The sequence below is a fragment of the Bisbaumannia salifodinae genome, assembly GCF_055388505.1.
Genome location: NZ_AP043781.1, coordinates 3,078,924 through 3,099,254 on the forward strand (window position 1 = coordinate 3,078,924; position 20,331 = coordinate 3,099,254).

The window sequence follows — 20,331 nt, forward strand, 5'->3', positions numbered from 1 at the left end:
CAAGCCAACAGCATGGTGTGCCCCGAGCAAAAGCAAACCCCGAAGGTCCGGCCTCCGGGGTTTGCTTGTAGCTCGGCGCTCTTAAGCCAGCGTTTCGGCGGTCACATTGGCCGCGGGAGCGGCGCTGGAGGCCCGGCGGTTGATGGCACCGACCACCGCCTTCATCGAGGCGCTGGTGATGCTCTCGTCGGTGCCCACGCCGAACACCGCCTCGCCGTCGATGCGCACCTCCACATAGGCGATCGCCTCGGCATCGGCGCCCTGGCCGCGGGAGTGTTCGTGGTAATCGATGACCTCCACCTCGTGGCCGGCCGCCGCCAGCCCCTTGATAAAGGCCGCCAGGGGGCCATTGGCCTCGCCGCGCACGGTCTGGGGCTTGCCCGCCACGGTGACGGCCGCCTCCAGTACCACCCGGGGGCTATCCGGCTCGGAGGAGAGGCGGTGATTGATCAGGGCCAGGGGAGCCTCCTGGGCCAGGTACTCGTCGGCGAAGGCCTGGTAGATCATCTGCGAGGTGATCTCCTTGCCCGTGCGATCGGCCACCTCCTGCACCACCTGGCTGAACTCCATGGCCAGGCGCCGCGGCAGCTCGATGCCGTGCTCCTGCTCCAGCAGGTAGGAGACCCCGCCCTTGCCGGACTGGCTGTTGACGCGGATCACCGCCTCGTAGCTGCGCCCCACGTCGAGCGGGTCGATGGGCAGGTAGGGCACCTCCCAGACGGCCTCCGGGTTGGCGCGACGCTCGGCCATGCCCTTCTTGATGGCGTCCTGGTGGGAGCCGGAGAAGGCGGTGAACACCAGGTCGCCCACATAGGGATGGCGGGGATGCACCGGCAGCTGGTTGCAGTACTCCACCTCGCGCATGATCGGGGTGATGTTCGAGAAGTCGAGGCCCGGGTGCACGCCCTGGGTGTAGAGGTTCATGGCCAGGGTGACGAGGTCGACGTTGCCGGTGCGCTCGCCGTTACCGAACAGGGTGCCCTCGACGCGGTCGGCGCCGGCCATCACGGTGAGCTCGGCGGCGGCCACCCCGGTGCCCCGGTCGTTATGGGGGTGGACGCTGACGATCAGCGCCTCGCGGTCCTTGACGTGGCGGCAGAACCACTCCACCTGATCGGCATAGTTATTGGGGGTCGCCGCCTCCACGGTGGCCGGCAGGTTGACGATCATCTTCTTCTCGGCGCTGGCGCCATAGGCGGTCATCACCGCTTCCACCACCTCCTTGGCGAAGTCCATCTCGGTGGTGGTAAAGAGCTCCGGCGAGTACTGGAAGGTCCAGTGGGTCTCCGGGGCGGCCTCCATCAGCTCACGAATCCGGGTGGTGGCATCCACGGCGATCTGGGTGCACTGGGCCTTGTCGACGTTGAAGACCACGCGACGGAAGACCGGATCGGTGGCGTTGTAGACGTGAACGATGGCGTTCTTGGCCCCCTTCAGGGCCTCGAAGGTACGCTCGATCAGGTGCGGGCGCGCCTGGGTCAGCACCTGGATGGTGACGTCCTCGGGAATCTTGTCGTTCTCGATCAGCGAGCGCACGAAGTCGAAATCGGTCTGGGAGGCGGAGGGGAAACCCACCTCGATCTCCTTGAAGCCGATCTTGAGGAGCATGTCGAAGAAGCGCTGCTTGCGCTCGGCGTCCATGGGATCGATCAGCGACTGGTTACCGTCGCGCAGGTCGACGCTGCACCACAGCGGCGGCGTCTCGATGCGCCGGCTCGGCCACTGGCGATCGGGCAGGTCCACGGCGACAAAGGGGCGGTACTTGATGGACGGATCCTTGAGCATCATGCGGGCATCTCCTGGCGACGGGGCAGAAACGGCGACGCCCCGGCGGCACAGGGGCCAACCGGGGCGTCAGAAAGCACTCGGGCCACGATCATGCGAGTGATCGCGGCCTGGGCACGGCATACGGAAGAAGAACTGGGGGTAATGGACATCTTGCAACCTCGAGACTAGAAAACGACTTCGCGATGCACGGCATCGCCCGACACGCTTAGCGGTCGGCTAGTAGTCGTAGGTCTAGGCTGAGGCGGCAAAATGTGATGTTCATGCCCCTAGAAAATCAGGAACGGCCCGGGCTGTCAACTACCGCGACGCTGGAGCGCCTCCTCCATCCGCGACAACTGCGCCTTGAGATCGCGCACATCGTCGCGCAGGCCATGCAGTTCCGCGGCCTCCCCCTCGCCGTTCTCCAGCTCGATGGCCAGGCTCTCCTTCTGCATCACGTCCAGCACGATGCCGATCATCATGTTCAGGAAGATAAAGGCGTTGAGGAAGATAAAGGTCAGGTAATAGATCCAGCTCCAGGCGTACAGCTCCTGGGTGGCATACATCACATCGGTCCAGTCCTCGAAGGTGGCGACACGGAACAGGGTGAGCATGGCGATGGAGATATTGCCCCACAGGAACTCGTCCACCTCGGCGAACAGGAAGCTGCCGACGGCGGCGTAGATATAGAAGATGATAAACATCAGCAGGGCCACATAGCCCATGCGCGGGATCGACTTGACCAGCGCCACCATCAGGATGCGCAGCTCCGGGATCATCGAGACCAGGCGCAGCACCCGGAAGATGCGCAGCAGCCGCGCCAGCAGCACCATCTCCGAGTCGTCCATGGGAATCAGGCTGGCGGTGACGATCAGGAAGTCGAAGACGTTCCAGCCCTTCCTGAAGAAGTCGCGCAGGCGCTTCTCTGCTCCGATGCGGATCAGGATCTCCACCAGGAAGAAGATCGTCACCCCCGTATCGAAGACCAGCAGCGCCTGCTCGAAGCGCGAGGTCTCCTCATAGGTCTTGGCGCCGATCAGCAGCGCCGAGAGGATAATGATGGCGATCACGAAGGTCTCGAAGACCCTGTGGCTGCGCAGCCGCTCGAAGCGGTCGCGCCAGATACTCAGGGAGGTCATGGGCGAATCGGTCACGGCAGACGGAGAGTGGCTAGGGTCACAAGGTGCCGTGGATTATCCCCTATCGCCCCGGGATGGCAAAGGTGGGAATCGTGCAGAGGCGGAGAAGTCTGTAGTAAAGGGAGGCTAACCTGGGGGCAGGCCTCGCGGAGACGCTGTGAACCCCTCCCTGGGCGCTCGGCATTCTCGTCCCTGATAATGACGCTCCGCTCTACCCTGCCCCCAGCGCCACTTGGCCAGGCTCTCGGCAATGGCCAGGGCCGAGCGTTCAGGTGGTCACGCCAGCGCTCTCCAGGATGCCCAAGAGATCTTGGGCGTGGGCGGCGGCGTCGCGCCCCAGGGAGGTGAGGTAGCCGCCATCGGCCTGGCTGAGCAGGCCCTTGGCATGCAGGCGGCCGGCGGCGGCCACCAGGCCGGGGGCGGCGCTGGAGGCATGCACCTTGAGCCCTTCCTGGGTGGTGCTCAGGTTGTAGAGGCAGAGCAGGTGCAGCTCATCGAGGAGTTCCGGGGTAAAGCGTGATGCGGTCATGGCGGCCTCCGGCGACCTGGGGAAGTCCCTCGACCCTACGCCAGCGGCGCGCGCGCCGCCAGCCCCGGGTTTCCACGCAACGTCGGCCTCTCCCTCTCGGCAGGAGATAAGCTAAGCCGGCGCCGATCTCGACAAGCCTCGGAGACGGTGGCTTACGGCTTCTCCAGGTCCTCCTGGCGGTAACCGATAGATGCCGCGCGTCGCCAGCCCCTCAGCGCGCCACGCAAGCCCGCTCCTTTACTGCTCCAGGTCCCCCTGGCGATAGCCGATTAGATAGAGCACCGCATCCAGCCCCAGGGTGGAGATGGAGTGGTTGGCCTGGGCGCGGACCAGCGGCTTGGCGCGGAAGGCGATGCCCAGCCCCGCGGTGGCCAGCATCTTGAGGTCGTTGGCGCCATCCCCCACGGCGATGGTCTGCTCGAGGGCCAGCCCCTCCCGCTCGGCGATCTCGCGCAGCAGCAGCGCCTTGCGATCGGCGTCGAGGATCGGCTCCTTGACCTCGCCGGTCACCTTGCCGTTCTCGATCACCAGCTCGTTGGCATGGATCTCGTCGAAGCCGAGCTTCTGTTGCAGGTGGCGGGCGAAGTAGGTGAAGCCACCGGAGAGGATGGCGGTGCGGTAGCCCAGGCGCTTGAGCTGGGTCATCAACCGCTCGACGCCATCCATCAGGGGCAGCTCCTCGGCGATCTCGGCGAGCACCGACTCGTCGAGGCCCTTGAGCTTGCTCATCCGCTCGCGGAAGCTCTGCTGGAAGTCCAGCTCGCCGCGCATGGCCCGCTCGGTGACCTCGGCCACCTCGTCGTAGACGCCGTGGCGGCGGGCCAGCTCGTCGATCACCTCGGCCTGGATCAGGGTGGAATCCATATCGAAGCAGACCAGGCGGCGGTGGCGGCGCCAGATGGAGTCCTCCTGGATGGCGATATCCACGCCATGCATGGCGCCAAGCGCCAGGGCCTTCTCGCGCAGGGCATCCAGGTCCACCTCCTCGCCACGCAGCCAGCACTCCACGCAGGCGCCCTGGATGACGTCATGCTCGACGGGCACGCCGCCGTCCAGGGGCTCGCGGCCGGAGAGGCGGTGGATCAGCTCCACGGTGAGGCCGTGCTCGGCGGTCAGCGCCCCCACCTCGGCGAGGATGCCCGCCGGCAGGTGCGGCGCCAGCAGGGTGAGGATCAGCCGCGGCTGGCTGGCATGGCTGCTCCAGCGCTGGTAGTCCTCGGCGCTGACCTGGATCGCCTGGACGTCCAGGCCCAGTTCGTCCCCGGCCTCCCCCAGCAGGGCCTCCAGGTCGCTCTCGTGGTCGAGGCCCACCAGGGCCTCCAGGGAGAGCATGCCGAAGGTCACGCTCTGGTTGATATCCAGCAGCCGCGCCCCGCTGCGGGCCAGCGCCTTGCCCAGCCCGGCCAGTTGGCCGGGGCGTGCCGCCCCGGTGGCGCGAATCAATACTCGTCGTGTCATGTTAACCCCAGTCTTGAGCTAGAAGCTGGAAGCGGGAAATGTCCCACTCCCAGCGCCGAGCCGGTTTTTCTTCAAGCTTCCGGCTTCAAGCTTTCCAACCTATCCACCTTCTGGAAGCCCCGGGGCAGCTTGCTGCCGCGCCGGCCGCGTTCGCCCGCATAGTAGTCGAGATCCGTCGCCTTGAGGGTCAGGTGACGCTTGCCGGAGCGGATCACCAGGGCATCGCCCTCGGCCAGCAGGGCGATATCCCGCACCAGCTCCTCGCGACGTGCCGCCCGGGCCCCGGGGATATCGAGCATCTTGTTGCCCTTGCCCTTGGCCATCTCCGGCAGCTGTTCCAGGGCGAAGACCAGCAGGCGCCCCTCGTTGGAGACCACCGCCACCCGCACCTTGTCGCCCTCGGGGATGCGCAGGGGCGGCAGGACGGCACAGCCCTTGGGCAGGTTCAGGGCCGCCTTGCCGGCCTTGTTCTTGCCGGTCAGGTCGTCGAGCCGCGCCACGAAGCCATAGCCGCCGTCGGAGGCGAGCAGGAAGCGCGCCTCGGGCGGGGCCAGCATCAGCCCCGCCATATGAGCGCCGGCGGCCACATTGACCCGCCCGGTGACCGGCTCGCCCTGGCTGCGGGCGCTGGGCAGGTTATGGGCGGCCAGGGTATAGGCGCGGCCGGTGTCGTCGAGCAGCACCAGGGGCTGGTTGGTCTTGCCCCGGGCCGCCAGCAAAAAGCGGTCGCCGGCCTTGAAGGCCAAGCCCTCGGGATCGATATCGTGGCCCTTGGCGGCACGGATCCAGCCCTTCTCGGAGAGCACCACGGTGATGGGGTCGGCGCCCATCAGCTCCACCTCGGAGAGGGCCTTGGCCTCTTCCCGCTCGACCAGCGGCGAACGGCGCGCATCGCCGTGGTCCTTGGCCGCCTCGCGCAGCTCCCGCTCGATCAGGTCGGTGAGCTTGGCCTCGCTGCCGAGCAGGGCCTGGAGGCGCTTGCGCTCCTTGCTCAGCTCGTCCTGCTCGCCGCGGATTTTCATCTCCTCGAGCTTGGCCAGGTGGCGCAGGCGCAGCTCGAGGATCGCCTCGGCCTGGCGCTCCGAGAGGCCGAAGGCCTCGATCAGGGCCGGCTTGGGCTCGTCCTCCTCGCGGATGATGCGGATCACCTCGTCGATATTGAGGTAGGCGATCAGCAGGCCCTCGAGCAGGTGCAGGCGCTCCTCCACCTTGCCCAGGCGATGCTCCAGGCGCCGGCGCACCGTAGTGCGGCGGAAGCGCAGCCATTCGCCGAGCAGCTCCGGCAGTGGCATCACCCGGGGGCGGCCGTCGAGGCCGATGACATTGAGGTTGACCCGGATATTCTTCTCCAGGTCAGTGGTGGCGAACAGATGCGCCATCAGCGCCTCGATATCGACCCGATTGGAGCGTGGTTCGATCACCAGCCGGGTGGGCTCCTCATGGGTCGACTCGTCGCGCAGGTCGGCGACCATGGGCAGCTTCTTGGCCTGCATCTGGGCGGCGATCTGCTCCAGCACCTTGGCGCCACTCACCTGGTAGGGCAGCGCGGTGATCACCACCCGCCCCTCTTCCAGGACATAGCGGCCGCGCAGCTTCACCGAGCCGCGACCGCTCTCGTAGAGCTTCCTGAGGTCGGCGCGGGGCGTGATGATCTCGGCGGCGCTGGGAAAGTCCGGCGCCGGCAGGTGTTCGATCAGGTCACTGGTGGTGGCCTCGGGATGGCGCAGCAGATGGCAGGTGGCCTCGACCACCTCGTTCACGTTATGGGGCGGAATATCGGTGGCCATGCCCACGGCGATGCCGGTGCCGCCGTTGAGCAGCACATGGGGCAGCCGGGCCGGCAGCACCACCGGCTCGTTCATGGTGCCGTCGAAGTTGGGGGTCCAGTCGACGGTGCCCTGGCCCAGCTCCGAGAGCAGCACCTCGCTGAACTTGGAGAGCCGCGCCTCGGTATAGCGCATGGCGGCGAACGACTTGGGATCGTCGGGGCTGCCCCAGTTGCCCTGGCCATCCACCAGCGGGTAGCGGTAGCTGAACGGCTGGGCCATCAGCACCATGGCCTCGTAGCAGGCGCTGTCGCCATGGGGGTGGAACTTGCCCAGGACATCGCCGACGGTACGCGCCGACTTCTTGTACTTGGCGTTGGCGGAGAGCGCAAGCTCCCGCATGGCGTAGACGATGCGCCGCTGCACCGGCTTCATGCCGTCGCCGATATGCGGCAGCGCCCGATCGAGGATGACGTACATCGAGTAGTCGAGGTACGCCTTCTCGGTATATTCGCGCAGCGAAAGGCGTTCGACGTCGCCCTCCGCCACCTGGATATCCATGGTCATGGGTTCTAGGCCCTATTGGTCGTCATGGAAGATTCGCGGGGAGTGCCCGCACTCAATGTATCGGCGTCGCCGCCCCATGGGAACTCGGCTCTACTCTGCGCGAATGGTGCCCTGGCGGGCCTTTTCATTCGGCCGCCGCTACGCGGCGGTTCGCGCGCTAAAGCGTGCTCCTACGGGGCTTATGGCTCGGCGCTTGGCGGCTTGGCGCTACACCTCGATATCGGCGAGGTTGCCGTAATCCTCGAGCCAGCTCTTGCGGTCGGCGGCCCGCTTCTTGGCCAGCAGCATATCCATCATCTCCAGGGTGCCGTCGCCGTCGTCCCGGGTCAGCTGCACCAGGCGCCGGGTGTCCCGGGCCATGGTGGTCTCGCGCAGCTGCAGGGGGCTCATCTCGCCCAGGCCCTTGAAACGCTGCACGTTCACCGTGCCGCGCTTGCCCTCCAGCTTGCGCAGGGTGGCCGCCTTCTCGCTCTCGTCCAGGGCGTAGTAGACCTCCTTGCCCAGGTCGATGCGGTAGAGGGGCGGCATGGCCACATGGACATGGCCCGCATCCACCAGGGCCGGGAAGTGGCGCACGAAGAGCGCGCACAGCAGGGTCGCGATATGCAGGCCGTCGGAGTCGGCGTCGGCGAGGATGCACACCTTGTGGTAGCGCAGCTTGGAGAGGTCGTCGCTGCCCGGGTCGAGGCCGATGGCCACGGCGATATCATGCACCTCCTGGGAGCCGTAGATATCGTGGCTGTCCACCTCCCAGGTATTGAGGATCTTGCCGCGCAGGGGCAGGATCGCCTGGGTCTCGCGATCCCGGGCCTGCTTGGCGCTGCCGCCGGCGGAGTCGCCCTCCACCAGGAAGAGCTCGCTGGTGGCCGGGTCCTGGCCGGAGCAGTCCGCCAGCTTGCCGGGCAGCGCCGGCCCCGAGGTGACCTTCTTGCGGGCCACCTTCTTGGCGCTCTTCTGGCGCCGCTGGGCGGCGCTGATCACCAGCTCGGCCAGGGCCTCGGCCTGGTCGACGTGGTGGTTGAGCCACAGCGAGAAGGCGTCCTTGACCACCCCGGAGACGAAGGCCGCCACGGTGCGCGAGGAGAGGCGCTCCTTGGTCTGGCCGGCGAACTGGGGATCGAGCATCTTCACCGAGAGCACGAAGGCGACCCGTTCCCAGAGGTCGTCGGCGGTCAGCTTGACGCCCCGGGGCAGCAGGCTGCGGTAGTCGCAGAACTCGCGCAGCGCCTCGAGCAGCCCCGAGCGCAGGCCGTTGACGTGGGTGCCGCCCAGCGGGGTGGGGATCAGGTTGACGTAGCTCTCCTGGAGCGATTCGCCGCCTTCCGGCAGCCACTGCACCGCCCAGTCCACCGCCTGGTCGTCATCGGAAAAGTGGCCCACGAAGGGCGCCTGGGGCAGCACCTCATAGCCGTCGGTGGACTGGGCCAGGTAGTCGCGCAGGCCATCCTCGTACTGCCAGGTGCTCTCGGTGCCGTCGGGCTCCACCAGGGTGATCTTGAGTCCCGGGCAGAGCACCGCCTTGGCGCGCAGCAGGTGCTTCAGCCGCCCCAGCGCCAGCTTGGGGCTATCGAAGTAGCTCGCCTCGGGCCAGAAGCGCACCAGGGTGCCGGTGGTGCGCTTGGCGCAGCTGCCGATCACGGCCAGCTCGGCGACCTTCTCGCCTCGCTCGAAGGCGATGGCGTGGCGGCTGCCGTCGCGGCACACCTCCACTTCCAGGCGCGTGGAGAGCGCATTGACCACCGAGACCCCGACCCCGTGCAGGCCGCCGGAGAAGCGGTAGCTGGAGTCGGAGAACTTGCCGCCGGAGTGCAGTTTGGTGAGGATCAGCTCGACCCCGGAGACGCCATGCTCGGGATGGATGTCGATGGGCATGCCGCGACCGTCGTCGGCCACCTCGATGCGCCCATCCTCGCCGAGGCGCACGCTGATCTCCCGGGCATAGCCGGCCAGGGCCTCGTCGACGCTGTTGTCGATGACCTCCTGGGCCAGGTGGTTGGGGCGACTGGTGTCGGTATACATGCCGGGGCGCTTGCGCACCGGCTCGAGTCCGGAGAGTACCTCGATGGAGCTGGCACTGTATTGCGTCATAAATGTTCCGGTCGCTAGTCGTTATCGATGCCCATGGTAGCCGTGTCCTGCCCCCGGCGCCCCTCAATCATTCCAGCGGCGTTTGCCCTGGCCAGTCGAGGGCCTCCTGCTCGGCGATACGCCGGGCCGTCTCCGGGGTCAGGCGGTGGCCGCCCCAGGCCAGGATCGCCGGCAGATAGTCGGCCAGCGCCGTGAAGGCGTGATCGCCGCCGGGATGCAGCAGGGTCGCGGCGCCACGGTAGGCGGCGAAGGCCTCGCGGCAGTCCAGGGCCTCGTCGGCGGTACCCAGCAGCAGCAGGTAGCGCTCGGGGCTCAGCCGCTCCGGCGTCATGGCCGAGAGCGCCTCGCGATGAGCCGCCGTGAGGCGAAAGGCCTCGCCGGTGTACTCGTTGACGAAGCGCTCGCCGATCCAGTCGGCCATCAGCGCCGCCGGCCGCAGCGCCGGGTTGATCAGCACCGCCGCGAGGCCGTGCCGCTCGGCCAGGCAACTGGCCAGGAAGCCCCCCAGGGAGCTGCCCACCAGCAGCGGCCTGGGCCCCAGCGCCGGGAGCGCCTCCTCGGCCAGGGCCAGGGCCGCCTCGGGGCGATGGGGCAGCTGGGGGGCGGCACAGGCCAGCCCCAGGACCTCGCAGGCCCGCACCATCAGGCGCAGCTTGGGGGAGCCCAGGCCGCTATTGAAGCCATGCAGATAGAGCAGGCCCGAGGCCGGCTCCCCGCCGCGCGGTGCGCTTAGCATACCGCAACCCCTGGATGGATAACCAGTTTCCAGTAAAGACGCCTCACGGCACTTCCGCCTCGGCGGCCCAGAAGGCCTCAATCAGGCCGCGGCTGGAGTCGTCCATGGTCTCCTGGCCGCGGCGGCCGGCGAGGATCCGCTCGGTCTCGCCGGCGATGCGCTTGCCCAGCTCCACCCCCCACTGGTCGAAGGGGTTGATATCCCAGATCACCGCCTGGACATAGACCTTGTGTTCGTAGAGGGCGATCAGCGCCCCCAGGGTGGCCGGGGTCAGGCGCTCCAGCAGCAGGGTGGTGGAGGGCTGATTGCCCCGGTAGCGCTTGTGGCTGGGCTGGGCGTCGCCATTCTCCAGGGCCTCGTCGCCGAGCATCAGCACCCGGGACTGGGCGAAGCAGTTGGCCAGCGTCAAACGGTGCTGCTCCTTGAGGTGGGCCCGGGTGGCGGCGTCCGCCACCTCGTCATAGCGGCGCAGCGGGGCGATAAAGTCGCAGACCACCGCCTGGGTGCCCTGGTGCAGCAGCTGATAGAAGGCGTGCTGGGCATTGGGGCCCAGCTGGCCCCAGAGCACCGGGCAGGTGGCGTAACCCACCTGGCCGCCGTCGTGGGTCACCGACTTGCCGTTGGACTCCATCTCCAGCTGTTCGAGGTAGGCGGCGAAGTACTCCAGGCGGCCGTCATAGGGGAGGATGGAGTGGGCGCGGATATCCAGGAAGTTGACGTTCCAGATGCCCGCCAGGGCCAGCAATACCGGCAGGTTGTCGGCGAGCTCCGCCTCGCGGAAGTGGCGATCCATGGCGTGGGCCCCGGCCAGCAGCTCCCGGAAGTGGTCCATGCCCACCACCAGGGCGATGGGCAGGCCGATGGCCCCCCACAGCGAATAGCGTCCGCCGACCCACTCCCAGAACTCCAGTTGGTGCGCGTCGGCGATGCCCCAGTCGCGCATCTTCTCGGGGCTGGCCGAGACGCCGATAAAGTGCTGGCGCATCACCAGCGACGCCGGCATGCCGAAACGCTCGCCGGCCAGCCGCGCCAGCAGCCAGTCCCGGGCGGTGCGGGCATTGGAGAGGGTATCGATGGTGGTAAAAGACTTCGACGAGAGCACGAACAGGGTGGTCTCGGGATTGAGGCGTCCCAGGTAGTCGGCCAGTTGGGAGCCGTCCATGGTGGAGGCGAAGTGCACCTCCAGCGCTTGGCTCCCCTCGGGGCGGAAATCGGCCAGGGCGTGGGTCACCATCAGCGGGCCCAGGTCGGAGCCGCCCACCCCCAGGTTGACCACGTCACGGATCGGCTTGCCGGTGGCGCCCCGCCACTGGCCCGTATGCAGCTTGGCCACCATGGCCTCCATGCGCGCCAGGGTGCGATGCACCGCCGGTACCAGGTCCTCGTCCTCCACCACCAGGGAGGCCGACTCGGGCAGGCGCAGGGCGGTATGCAGCGCCGGACGATCCTCGCTGATATTGACCCGCTCGCCATCCAGCAGCCGGGCGATGGCCTGGGGCACGCCGGCCTCCCGGGCCAGCGCCAGCAGCAGCTCCCGGGTCTCGGGGGTCCAGCGCTGCTTGGCCAGGTCCAGGGTCAGCCCCGCGGCGCTGCGGGTAAAGGCCCGGTGGCGGGCGGGCTGCTCGGCGAACAGCGTCTTGAGATGCACCTCCCCCAGGGCCTCGCGGTGGGCGACCAGGGCCCGCCAGGCCGGTCGCCGGGACAGGGGTGACGCTGACGGCATAACTCTCTCCTTGAACGGCTGCAGGTACGCTTGCCTGGGGCCACTGCCATTGAGCTGGCCAGGGGCGCTGGGAGCAGGCCGGAGCGAAGCGTCATTATCAGGGACGAGAATGCCGAGCGCCCAGGGAGGGGTTTACAGCGTCTTCGCGAAGTTGCCTGCTCCCAGGATAGCCCCGGGCCTCAACGCCTGGTGGTGACCATAATTAGATTTAGCCGGGGTCGTGTCATCCCGCGACACGCAGTAGAATGGTCGTATTTCCCCCGGGCCCACCATGCCATGAGTGACGCATCTTACCGTGACGCGATCTTTTCCACACCCCTGGACCGGGTCGCGCGCTTCTCCTTCGACGAGCAGGTCGTCGCCTGTTTTCCCGACATGATTCGCCGCTCGGTGCCGGGCTATGGCCAGATCCTCGGCATGCTGGGGGTGATCGCCGAGCGCCACCTGCGTCACGGCGCCCGGGTCTACGACCTGGGCTGCTCCCTGGGCGCCGCCGGCCTGGCCCTGGCCGGGCGCCTGCCGCCGGCGGCCTTCGACTACACCGGGGTGGACCTCTCTCCGGCCATGGTGAGCCGGGCCCGGGAGACCCTGGATAGCGAGTGTCCCGAGCACGCCATCAGCGTGGTGGAGGGGGATATTCGCACCCTCGACTACCGGCCCGCGGGCATGATCCTGCTCAACTTCACCCTGCAGTTCCTGCCGCCGGCGGATCGCGACGCCCTGATGCGCCGCCTGCATGAGGCCCTGGAGCCCGGCGGGGTGCTGATCCTCTCCGAGAAGATCAGGGCCGCCGACGAGCAGGAGAACGCCTGGCTGGTGGAGCGCTACCACGACTTCAAGCGCGCCAACGGCTACAGTGACCTGGAGATCAGCCAGAAGCGCACGGCGCTCGAGAACGTGCTGATCCCCGACAGCCTGGAGGCGCATCATGCGCGCCTGGCCGAGGCCGGCTTCTCCCGCAGCCTGACCTGGTTCCAGTTCCTCAACTTCGCCTCGCTGATCGCCTTCAAGGAGTAGCGGGCGCCGGCGGGGCCGGGAGGCTCTCCATGTCGCCTACCCTGCTCGCCCTCTTGCTGCCCCTCGGCGGCGCCTGGCTGGCCACCGCCTGGTGGCACCGCCACAAGCCGCTGCCGCCGGGCCTGCATGTGGTGGGTCCCTGGCGAAGCGCCGACGACCTGCGCCTGCTGCTCGACGAGACCTATGCGGATACCTCGGGTCGACGCCGCCGGCGCCAGGCCATCTTCGCCGAATGGCACCGCCTGATCGCCCAGGCCCGCCGCCTGGTGATGATCGACCTCTTCCTGCTCGACGATGGCGCCCCGGGACGGGCGCTGTGCCAGGCGCTGATCCAGCGCAAGACCCGGGTGCCGGCCCTGGAGGCGGTGGTCCTGGTGGACCCCATCAATCACCGCTACGGCGGCCGCGAGGCGCCTCAACTGGAACGCCTGCGCCGCGCCGGCATTCGGGTCGTCAGCTGCGACCTGACCCCGGGGCGCGATCCCAACCCGAGCTGGTCGGCGCTCTGGCGAGGGCTCTTTCGCCCCCTGGGCAACTCGCCCCGGGGCGGCTGGCTGCCCGATCCCCTGGGGCCCGGTCGGGTCTCCCTGCGCAGCTACCTGGCGCTGCTCAACCTCAACGCCGACCATCGCAAGACCCTGGTGGTGGACGAAGGCGACGGCTGGCGGGCGGTGCTGGGCTCGGCCAATGCCGACGAGGCGAGCCGCGATTATCGCAACGCCGCCCTGAGCCTGGGCGGCCCCGCGGCCCAGGACCTGCTGCATAGCGAGCTGGCCCTGGCGCGGCGCTCCGGCCTCGGCTGGCTACCGCCCTGCCCGGCCCCGCCAGGCGGCGAACCTTCCTCCCTTCCACGGCTGCGTCTGCTGACCGAGGGCGCCGTCCGCGACACCCTGCTGACGCTCCTCGCCGAGGCCCGCCCCGGCGACCGCCTCTGGGTGTGCGCCTACTACCTGGCCCACCGCCGGGTGATCCACGCCCTGCTGGCCGCCCGGCGCCGCGGCGTGGCGATCCGCCTGCTGCTGGATCCCAACGACCGCCACTTCGGCCACGCCAGCCCCGGGATTCCCAACCGGCCGGCGGCCCGGGAGCTGGCCCGCCGGGGCCTGGCCATCCGCTGGTACGGCGATGCCGAGGCCCAGGGCCATGCCAAGTGGCTGCTCCACCAGCGTCCCGGGGCTCCCGCCACCCTGCTGCTGGGCTCCGCCAACCTCAGCCGGCGCAGCCTCGACGACAACAACTTCGAGGCCAATATCCAACTGGAGGCCGCGGCGGACCATCCGGTGATCCGCCGGGCCCGGGCAAGCTTCCTGCGCTACTGGCATAATCGCCACGGAGAAACCCATAGCCGCCCCTTCCCGGCCCGGGACGACGCCACGCCCTGGCGCTACTGGCGTTATCGACTGATGGAGGCCAGCGGCTGGTGCACTTTTTAAGGATCCTATGAACAGCCCCCATCGCGATCTCTACCGCGCCTTCCTCGACCAGGGCCTGGAGACCTGGCTGGCCCGCCTGCCGGAACAGCTGGCCCAGGGCCTCGACCGCCAGCGTTTCGGCGACCTGCCGGCCTGGGAGAAGGCCGTGGCCAAGCTGCCGCCGCTCCCCGAGGAACGCGAGGCCTACCTGGATACCGATACCGTCGGCGTCGAGGTGGCCCTCAACGACAGCCAGCGCCGCCAGTGCGAGAACCTGCTGAGGAAACTCGCCCCCTGGCGCAAGGGCCCCTACCGGCTGGGCGGCATCAGCATCGACACCGAATGGCGCTCCGACTGGAAGTGGCAGCGCCTGGCCCCGCACCTGGCCGACCTGGCCGGGCGCCGGGTGCTCGACGTGGGCGGCGGCAGCGGCTACCACGGCTGGCGCATGGCCGGGGCCGGGGCCTCCTTCGTGCTGGTGATCGACCCCTCGCCGCGCTTCTACTACCAGTTCCAGGCGGTGCGCCACTTCGTCGGCGACCGGGACACCCACCGCACCCACTTCCTGCCGGTGGGCATCGAAGCGGTCCCCGACGACCTGCAATGGTTCGATACGGTCTTCTCCATGGGGGTGCTCTACCACCGCCCCTCGCCCCTGGAGCATCTGCTCAAGCTCAAGGCGTGCCTGCGTCCGGGGGGCGAACTGGTCCTGGAGACCCTGGTGGTGGAGGGCGACGAGACCACCGTGCTGCTGCCCGGCGAGCGCTACGCCGCCATGCCCAATGTCTACTTCCTGCCCTCCTCGAAAGCCCTATGCCACTGGCTCGAGCGCTGCGGCTTCCACGACGTGCGGGTGGTGGACGAGGCGGTCACCACCACCGAGGAGCAACGCGCCACCGACTGGATGACCTTCCAGTCCCTGGCCGACTTCCTCGATCCCGAGGACCCGACGAAGACCCGGGAGGGCTACCCGGCCCCGCGCCGCGCGGTGGTGATCGCCAATCGCCCGGCCTGAAGCCCTTAGCGCCGCAGGATCACCAGCCAGCGCCCCAGGTTAAGCAGGCTGGCCAGCGACGCCGCCACATAGGTGAAGGCGCAGGCGGTCAGCAGGTGGCGGGCCGCGGGCATATCGTAGGGAGGCACATACTCCTTGAGCAGCGGCAGGGCCCGCCGGTAGCTGGCGTCCAGCTCCACCGGCAGGGTGATCAGATGCACCAGGGCGGCGGTACCGAAGCTCAGCACCGCGGCCAGGATCACCAGGGCCAGGCCCGTGGGGGTGCGGGTCAAGAGGAACAGCAGCGGCGCGGCCATCATCAGCGCCGCGCCGAGCTTCTCGGCGCCCTGGGCCAGGCGCACCAGGCGGGTACGCGCCAGCAGCGGTTGATAGCCCTGGTGATGTTGGATGGCGTGACCCACCTCATGGGCCGCCACCGTCACCGCGGTCAGGGAACGCCCCTCGAAATGCTCCGGGCTCAGGCGCACCCGCCTGGCCTCGGGGTCGTAGTGATCCCCGGCCTCGGTGACCTCCACCGCCACCCCCTCGAGCCCCAGGCGCTCGACCAGATGCTCGGCCAGCTCGCCGCCGCTGCCGGGATAGTCGTCCCGCGGGGCGCTATGGCGCGCCAGCACCCAGCGCGCCCAGACATTGGGCAACAGGAAGAGGGCCAGGAGCCCACCCACCAGCAGCAGCCAGATCACGCCTTCCACCCTCCTCTATCTCTCTGTTCGCTTCGACTCGCCGGGGCCCCGGCCGTTCCGGGCTTGACTGAGAGAACGATACAAATAACAATGATTATCGTTAATTTATTCTCAGGAGGTTCCATGGATCGGTCGTCTCCCCCCGCGACACCGCATGATGCCAGAACCCTGGTGATCCGCGATAACCGCGTTCCCAGCCGCCAGTTACTGGATGGCCGGGGCCAACTGGAGATCGAGCACCAGGGGCGCCGCTACCAGCTAAGGGAGACCCGCAACGGCAAGCTGATCCTGACCTGCTGAACGATACGACCGCCCCTTCCCCTCACCCCCCATCGAGACCCGCCAGCCCGGCCCATGCCCAGCCAGCCGCTCGATGACGTCATGCCCCAAGGACAACGTCATCCCCATGAAGCGAGCCCTGTGCTGTGGCGCCATCCCGACCTTGCTGCCCCTGAGCCTGCGCGGCCTCGGCCGTGGCGGGATGCGGGTGCGCCAGGACATCCCCACCGGCCATACCGGCAACCTCTTCCTCGCCCCGGCCTTGCTGCGGGAGGTCCAGGTAACCCGCGGCGCCCTATCGAGCCGCTATGGTGACAACGCCATGGGCGGGGCGGTCAGCTGCGAGACCAGCCTCGAGCTGCGCAACCTCGCCGACAAGACCCGGTATCGCCCCGACGGCGACCTCGGCGATGGCCGCAGCCTGCTCGTCAACCTCAGCCTGCAATGGTGATCCTAATGCCCGAACTCGAACGCGCCCCCTCCCACGACCAGAGTGCCATCCTGGCGGCCTTCGATGCCGCCCGTCGCGCCACCCCGCGCCTGCCGGCCATCGATATCGCCCAACGCCTGTCGATCAGCGAGGGCGCCCTGCAGGCCGCCCGCCTGGGCCGCGACGTCGTCGGCCTGCCCCTGGCCCCGGCGGAGCTCGCCGGGCGTTTCCATACCCTGGGGCGGGTCAAGGCGCTGACCCGCTCCCGCCACGCGGTGCTGGAGCAGCAGGGCCAGTGCCCGGAGCTCGGTGGCGCCCCCCAGGCCGGCCTGCTGCTGGCCCCCGGCGGCCTGGATATGCGCCTGCTGTTCGCCCACTGGCACTGGGCCTGCCTGATCCGTGACACCCTGCCCAATGAGCGGGGTGAGGCCCAGGAACGCCTTAGCCTGCAGGTCTTCGATCGCCACGGCCGCGCCCTGCTCAAGCTGTTCTGCCTGGCAGCCTGGCCGAACCGCGGCTGGCAGACCCTGGAGCGCATCGGCAACGCCCACCCACCGGTCTTCACCGGGGCGGCACATCCCGCACCCCGCCCCCTGCCGGAGGCCCCGGGACTGGCCGACGACTGGGCGCGGATGCGCGACGTCCACCAGTTCTATACCCTGCTGCGCCGTCACGGTCTGACCCGCCACGAGGCCAATACCCTGATGGAGGGGCGTTTTACCCGCCGCCTCGACGCCACGGCGCTGACCACGGCCCTGGAGCGGGCCGCCACCCGGGAGCTCCCGCTGATGCTCTTCGTCGCCAGCCCCGGCTGCGTGCAGATCCGCACCGGGCGCCTGCCGGCGCCACAGCGGATGCGCGGCTGGCTGAACCTCTTCGGTGACGACTTCACCCTGCACCTGGACGACGCCGCCATCGCCAGCGCCTGGTCGGTACACAAGCCCAACCGGGATGGCGGCGTCACCAGCCTGGAGGCCTTCGACCCCCGGGGCGAGCTGATCCTGCAAGTCTACGCCGAGCGCCGCGAGGGTAGCGTCGAGCGAGGCGACTGGCGCGACCTGCTGGCCGAGCTGCGCGACGAGGTGGCGGTGGCATGAGCCACTGACTGGTACGCGGCCCGCTAAAAACACGGACGCCCCCGACGGCAGAGACCATCGGGGGCGTCGCTTCACCTGGGCTTTGACTTAACCCAGCAGGTCGCGAATATCCTTGGCTTCCCAATGCGGGAAGTGCTTGCGCACCAGGGCATTGAGGTCCTGCTCGAAGGCGGCCCAGTCCACCTGGCCGGGCTGGGCCTGGCGAGCCTGCCCCAAGCCGCGAACCATGCCGGCACCCACGGTGACGTTGCTCAGGCGATCGATCACCACGAAGCTGCCGGTGCCCGGGCTACGGCGATAGTCGTCCACCGGCACCTCGGCGGTCAGCTCCACCTGGCAGCGGGCGATGGTATTGAGCTCCAGGCGCTCCGCCGGGTGATGCTCCAGGGTATTGACGTCCACCTGGTAGTCGATGGCACTGACCTGGCCAGAGATGTCCCGGGTGGCCAGCTTGAAGTCGTAGAGGCGACCCGGGGTCAGGGCATCCTCATGCATCCAGACGATATCCGCCTCGAAGACGTTGGAGCTGGGCACCTCGGCATCGGCGGCGACCAGCCAGTCGCCCCGGGAAACATCGATCTCGTCCTCCAGGGTCACGGTGATCGCCTGGCCGGGATAGGCCACCTCCAGGTCGCCATCCTGGGTGACGATGCGTGCCACCGTGGAGCGCTTGCCGGAGGGCAGCACCTGAATGGCCTGGCCGGGACGCAGGATGCCGGCGGCCAGGGTGCCGCAGTAGCCGCGGAAATCCAGGTTGGGGCGATTGACGTACTGCACCGGCAGGCGCAGGTCGGTGAGGTTCTGGTCGCGGGAGATCTCCACGCCCTCGAGCAGCTCGAGCAGCGCCGGGCCGTCGTACCAGGGCATCCCCTCGCTCTGGTTGACCACGTTATCGCCCTTCAGCGCCGAGATCGGCACGAAGCGGATATCCCGGGCATTCAGTTTCTCGGCCACCTGCTGGTACTCGGCGACGATCTCGTGGAAGCGCTCCTCGGCGAAGTCCACCAGGTCCATCTTGTTGATCGCCACCACCAGGTGCTGGATGCCCAGCAGGTCGGCGATAAAGCTGTGGCGCCGGGTCTGGGTCTGCACCCCGTAACGGGCGTCGATCAGGATGATGGCGAGACTCGCGGTGGAGGCCCCGGTGGCCATATTGCGGGTGTACTGCTCGTGGCCCGGGGTGTCGGCGATGATGAACTTGCGCTTGTCGGTGGAGAAGAAGCGATAGGCCACATCGATGGTGATGCCCTGCTCGCGCTCCGACTGCAGGCCGTCCACCAGCAGCGCCAGGTCCACCTCCTCGCCGGTGGTACCGCTGGTCTTGGAGGCCTGGGTGATGGCCGCCAGTTGATCCTCGTAGATCATCTTGGAGTCGTGGAGCAGCCGGCCGATCAGCGTCGACTTGCCGTCATCCACGCTGCCGCAGGTGATAAAGCGCAGCAGATCCTTGTTCTCGTGCTCGTGGAGATACTGTTCGATATCGTCCGCGATCAGTGCCGATTGATGTGACATCTTCAAACCCTTTACTGGAAGCTGGTGACCCGATGAACCGTCGGCGCGTTAGAAGTAGCCTTCGCGCTTCTTCTTCTCCATGGAGCCGGCCTGATCGTGGTCGATGGCGCGGCCGCTACGCTCGGAGGTGCGGGTCAGCAGCATCTCCTGGATGATCTCCGGCAGGGTCGCGGCCTGGGACTCCACCGCCCCGGTGAGGGGGTAGCAGCCCAGGGTACGGAAGCGCACCCATTTCTCCTCGGGAACCTCGCCCGGCTCCAGGGGCAGGCGCTCGTCGTCCACCATGATCTGCATGCCGTCGCGCTCCACCACCGGACGCGGCGCGGCGTAGTAGAGGGGCACGATGGGAATCTGTTCCAGGTAGATGTACTGCCAGATATCCAGCTCGGTCCAGTTGGAGAGCGGGAAGACGCGGATCGACTCACCCTTGTTGATCTTGCCGTTGAAGAGGCTCCACAGCTCCGGGCGCTGGTTCTTGGGATCCCAGCGGTGGAACTTGTCGCGGAAGGAGTAGACCCGCTCCTTGGCGCGACTGGCCTCCTCGTCGCGGCGGGCACCGCCGAAGGCGGCATCGAAGCCGTACTTGTCCAGGGCCTGCTTGAGGGCCTGGGTCTTCATGGTATCGGTGTACTTGGCGCTGCCGTGATCGAAGGGGTTGATATTGGCCGCCCGCCCCTCCTCGTTGATGTACTCGATCAGCTCCATGTCGGCTTCCGCGGCCATGCGGTCGCGGAACTCGATCATCTCCTTGAACTTCCAGGTGGTATTGATATGCATCAAGGGGAAGGGAGGCGTGCCGGGATAGAAGGCCTTGCGCGCCAGATGCAGCATCACCGAGGAGTCCTTGCCGATGGAGTAGAGCATTACCGGGTTGCGGAACTCGGCGGCCACTTCACGGATGATATGGATCGACTCGGCTTCGAGTTGCTTGAGATGGGTCTGTCGCTCGGGAGAAAGCATCGCGGCTTGGCAACCTCTTGTAACCTGGGACGGCGCATCGCCGTGGGTGGGCTGCCAGTGGCGCCGGTCGACGCCGAGCGCTGGGGGTCGATCGACCGGATAAGCGCCCGCGGACGCGCCATGGCAGCGTCATGCCGGCTAGGGTACTGAGGG

At 68.1% G+C, this 20,331-nt stretch carries 17 protein-coding genes; 6 read left to right on the plus strand and 11 right to left on the minus strand.

Annotated features, from left to right (window positions below; genetic code table 11):
• Nucleotides 1-81: 81 nt before the first annotated feature.
• The 8 genes from leuA to pgi all read right to left on the minus strand — a co-directional run bounded on the left by leuA (nt 82) and on the right by pgi (nt 11,773).
• The gene (gene leuA / locus ACZ5EF_RS14480; RefSeq protein WP_346061210.1) at nt 82-1,788 is read right to left on the minus strand and encodes a 2-isopropylmalate synthase; all 1,707 of its coding nucleotides are present in this window, start codon (nt 1,786-1,788) and stop codon (nt 82-84) included.
• 293 nt (nt 1,789-2,081) lie between these two features.
• On the minus strand, nt 2,082-2,906 hold the full coding sequence (locus ACZ5EF_RS14485) for an ion transporter (RefSeq protein ID WP_346061209.1): 825 nt from the start codon (nt 2,904-2,906) through the stop codon (nt 2,082-2,084).
• 268 nt (nt 2,907-3,174) lie between these two features.
• On the minus strand, nt 3,175-3,435 hold the full coding sequence (locus ACZ5EF_RS14490; RefSeq protein ID WP_346061208.1) for a TIGR02647 family protein: 261 nt from the start codon (nt 3,433-3,435) through the stop codon (nt 3,175-3,177).
• Between the two features lie 237 nt (nt 3,436-3,672).
• A complete protein-coding gene (gene serB / locus ACZ5EF_RS14495) occupies nt 3,673-4,893 on the minus strand; it encodes a phosphoserine phosphatase SerB (RefSeq protein WP_346061207.1) in 1,221 nt (406 codons plus the stop codon).
• Between the two features lie 71 nt (nt 4,894-4,964).
• Entirely contained in the window at nt 4,965-7,226 is a 2,262-nt protein-coding gene (gene parC, locus ACZ5EF_RS14500) for a DNA topoisomerase IV subunit A (RefSeq protein WP_346061206.1), read from the minus strand.
• A 207-nt stretch (nt 7,227-7,433) separates the two neighbouring features.
• Nucleotides 7,434-9,314 (minus strand): DNA topoisomerase IV subunit B, encoded by a 1,881-nt coding sequence (parE, locus tag ACZ5EF_RS14505; RefSeq protein ID WP_346061205.1) that lies wholly within the window; start codon nt 9,312-9,314, stop codon nt 7,434-7,436.
• Between the two features lie 67 nt (nt 9,315-9,381).
• Nucleotides 9,382-10,050, minus strand: a complete 669-nt coding sequence (locus ACZ5EF_RS14510) for a YqiA/YcfP family alpha/beta fold hydrolase (protein ID WP_346061204.1) — start codon at nt 10,048-10,050, stop codon at nt 9,382-9,384.
• 43 nt (nt 10,051-10,093) lie between these two features.
• Complete coding sequence (gene pgi, locus ACZ5EF_RS14515; RefSeq protein WP_346061203.1) at nt 10,094-11,773, minus strand: glucose-6-phosphate isomerase; 1,680 nt, start codon at nt 11,771-11,773, stop codon at nt 10,094-10,096.
• A 276-nt stretch (nt 11,774-12,049) separates the two neighbouring features.
• On the opposite strand from pgi, the gene cmoA reads away from it, so the two are divergent.
• Genes cmoA through cmoB form a run of 3 tightly spaced genes read left to right on the plus strand, consistent with a single transcriptional unit; the run spans nt 12,050 to nt 15,217 of the window.
• Entirely contained in the window at nt 12,050-12,790 is a 741-nt protein-coding gene (gene cmoA / locus ACZ5EF_RS14520) for a carboxy-S-adenosyl-L-methionine synthase CmoA (RefSeq protein ID WP_346061202.1), read from the plus strand.
• Nucleotides 12,791-12,819: 29 nt separating this feature from the next.
• The gene (locus ACZ5EF_RS14525; protein ID WP_346061201.1) at nt 12,820-14,223 is read left to right on the plus strand and encodes a phospholipase D-like domain-containing protein; all 1,404 of its coding nucleotides are present in this window, start codon (nt 12,820-12,822) and stop codon (nt 14,221-14,223) included.
• A 7-nt stretch (nt 14,224-14,230) separates the two neighbouring features.
• Entirely contained in the window at nt 14,231-15,217 is a 987-nt protein-coding gene (gene cmoB / locus ACZ5EF_RS14530; protein ID WP_346061200.1) for a tRNA 5-methoxyuridine(34)/uridine 5-oxyacetic acid(34) synthase CmoB, read from the plus strand.
• A gap of 5 nt (nt 15,218-15,222) precedes the next feature.
• Here the strand turns inward: cmoB and ACZ5EF_RS14535 are convergent, their stop codons facing one another.
• Nucleotides 15,223-15,897 (minus strand): zinc metallopeptidase, encoded by a 675-nt coding sequence (locus tag ACZ5EF_RS14535; protein WP_346061285.1) that lies wholly within the window; start codon nt 15,895-15,897, stop codon nt 15,223-15,225.
• 126 nt (nt 15,898-16,023) lie between these two features.
• Between ACZ5EF_RS14535 and hemP the strand changes: the two genes are divergently transcribed.
• The 3 genes from hemP (at nt 16,024) to ACZ5EF_RS14550 (ending at nt 17,706) form a co-directional block, all read left to right on the plus strand.
• Nucleotides 16,024-16,200: a hemin uptake protein HemP gene (hemP, locus tag ACZ5EF_RS14540; RefSeq protein WP_346061199.1), complete on the plus strand. Its 177-nt coding sequence runs from the start codon at nt 16,024-16,026 to the stop codon at nt 16,198-16,200.
• 106 nt (nt 16,201-16,306) lie between these two features.
• Nucleotides 16,307-16,630, plus strand: a complete 324-nt coding sequence (locus ACZ5EF_RS14545) for a hypothetical protein (RefSeq protein WP_346061198.1) — start codon at nt 16,307-16,309, stop codon at nt 16,628-16,630.
• Nucleotides 16,631-16,635: 5 nt separating this feature from the next.
• Nucleotides 16,636-17,706, plus strand: coding sequence for a ChuX/HutX family heme-like substrate-binding protein (locus ACZ5EF_RS14550; protein WP_346061197.1), 1,071 nt, complete (start codon nt 16,636-16,638; stop codon nt 17,704-17,706).
• An 87-nt stretch (nt 17,707-17,793) separates the two neighbouring features.
• Here ACZ5EF_RS14550 and cysN read toward each other — a convergent pair whose 3' ends face one another.
• Both cysN and cysD read right to left on the minus strand, forming a co-directional pair.
• Nucleotides 17,794-19,218 carry a sulfate adenylyltransferase subunit CysN gene (gene cysN / locus ACZ5EF_RS14555; RefSeq protein WP_346061196.1) on the minus strand — a complete coding sequence of 475 codons (1,425 nt, stop codon included), beginning with the start codon at nt 19,216-19,218 and terminating at the stop codon, nt 17,794-17,796.
• A gap of 48 nt (nt 19,219-19,266) precedes the next feature.
• Nucleotides 19,267-20,178, minus strand: coding sequence for a sulfate adenylyltransferase subunit CysD (gene cysD / locus ACZ5EF_RS14560; protein ID WP_346061195.1), 912 nt, complete (start codon nt 20,176-20,178; stop codon nt 19,267-19,269).
• Nucleotides 20,179-20,331: the final 153 nt, after the last annotated feature.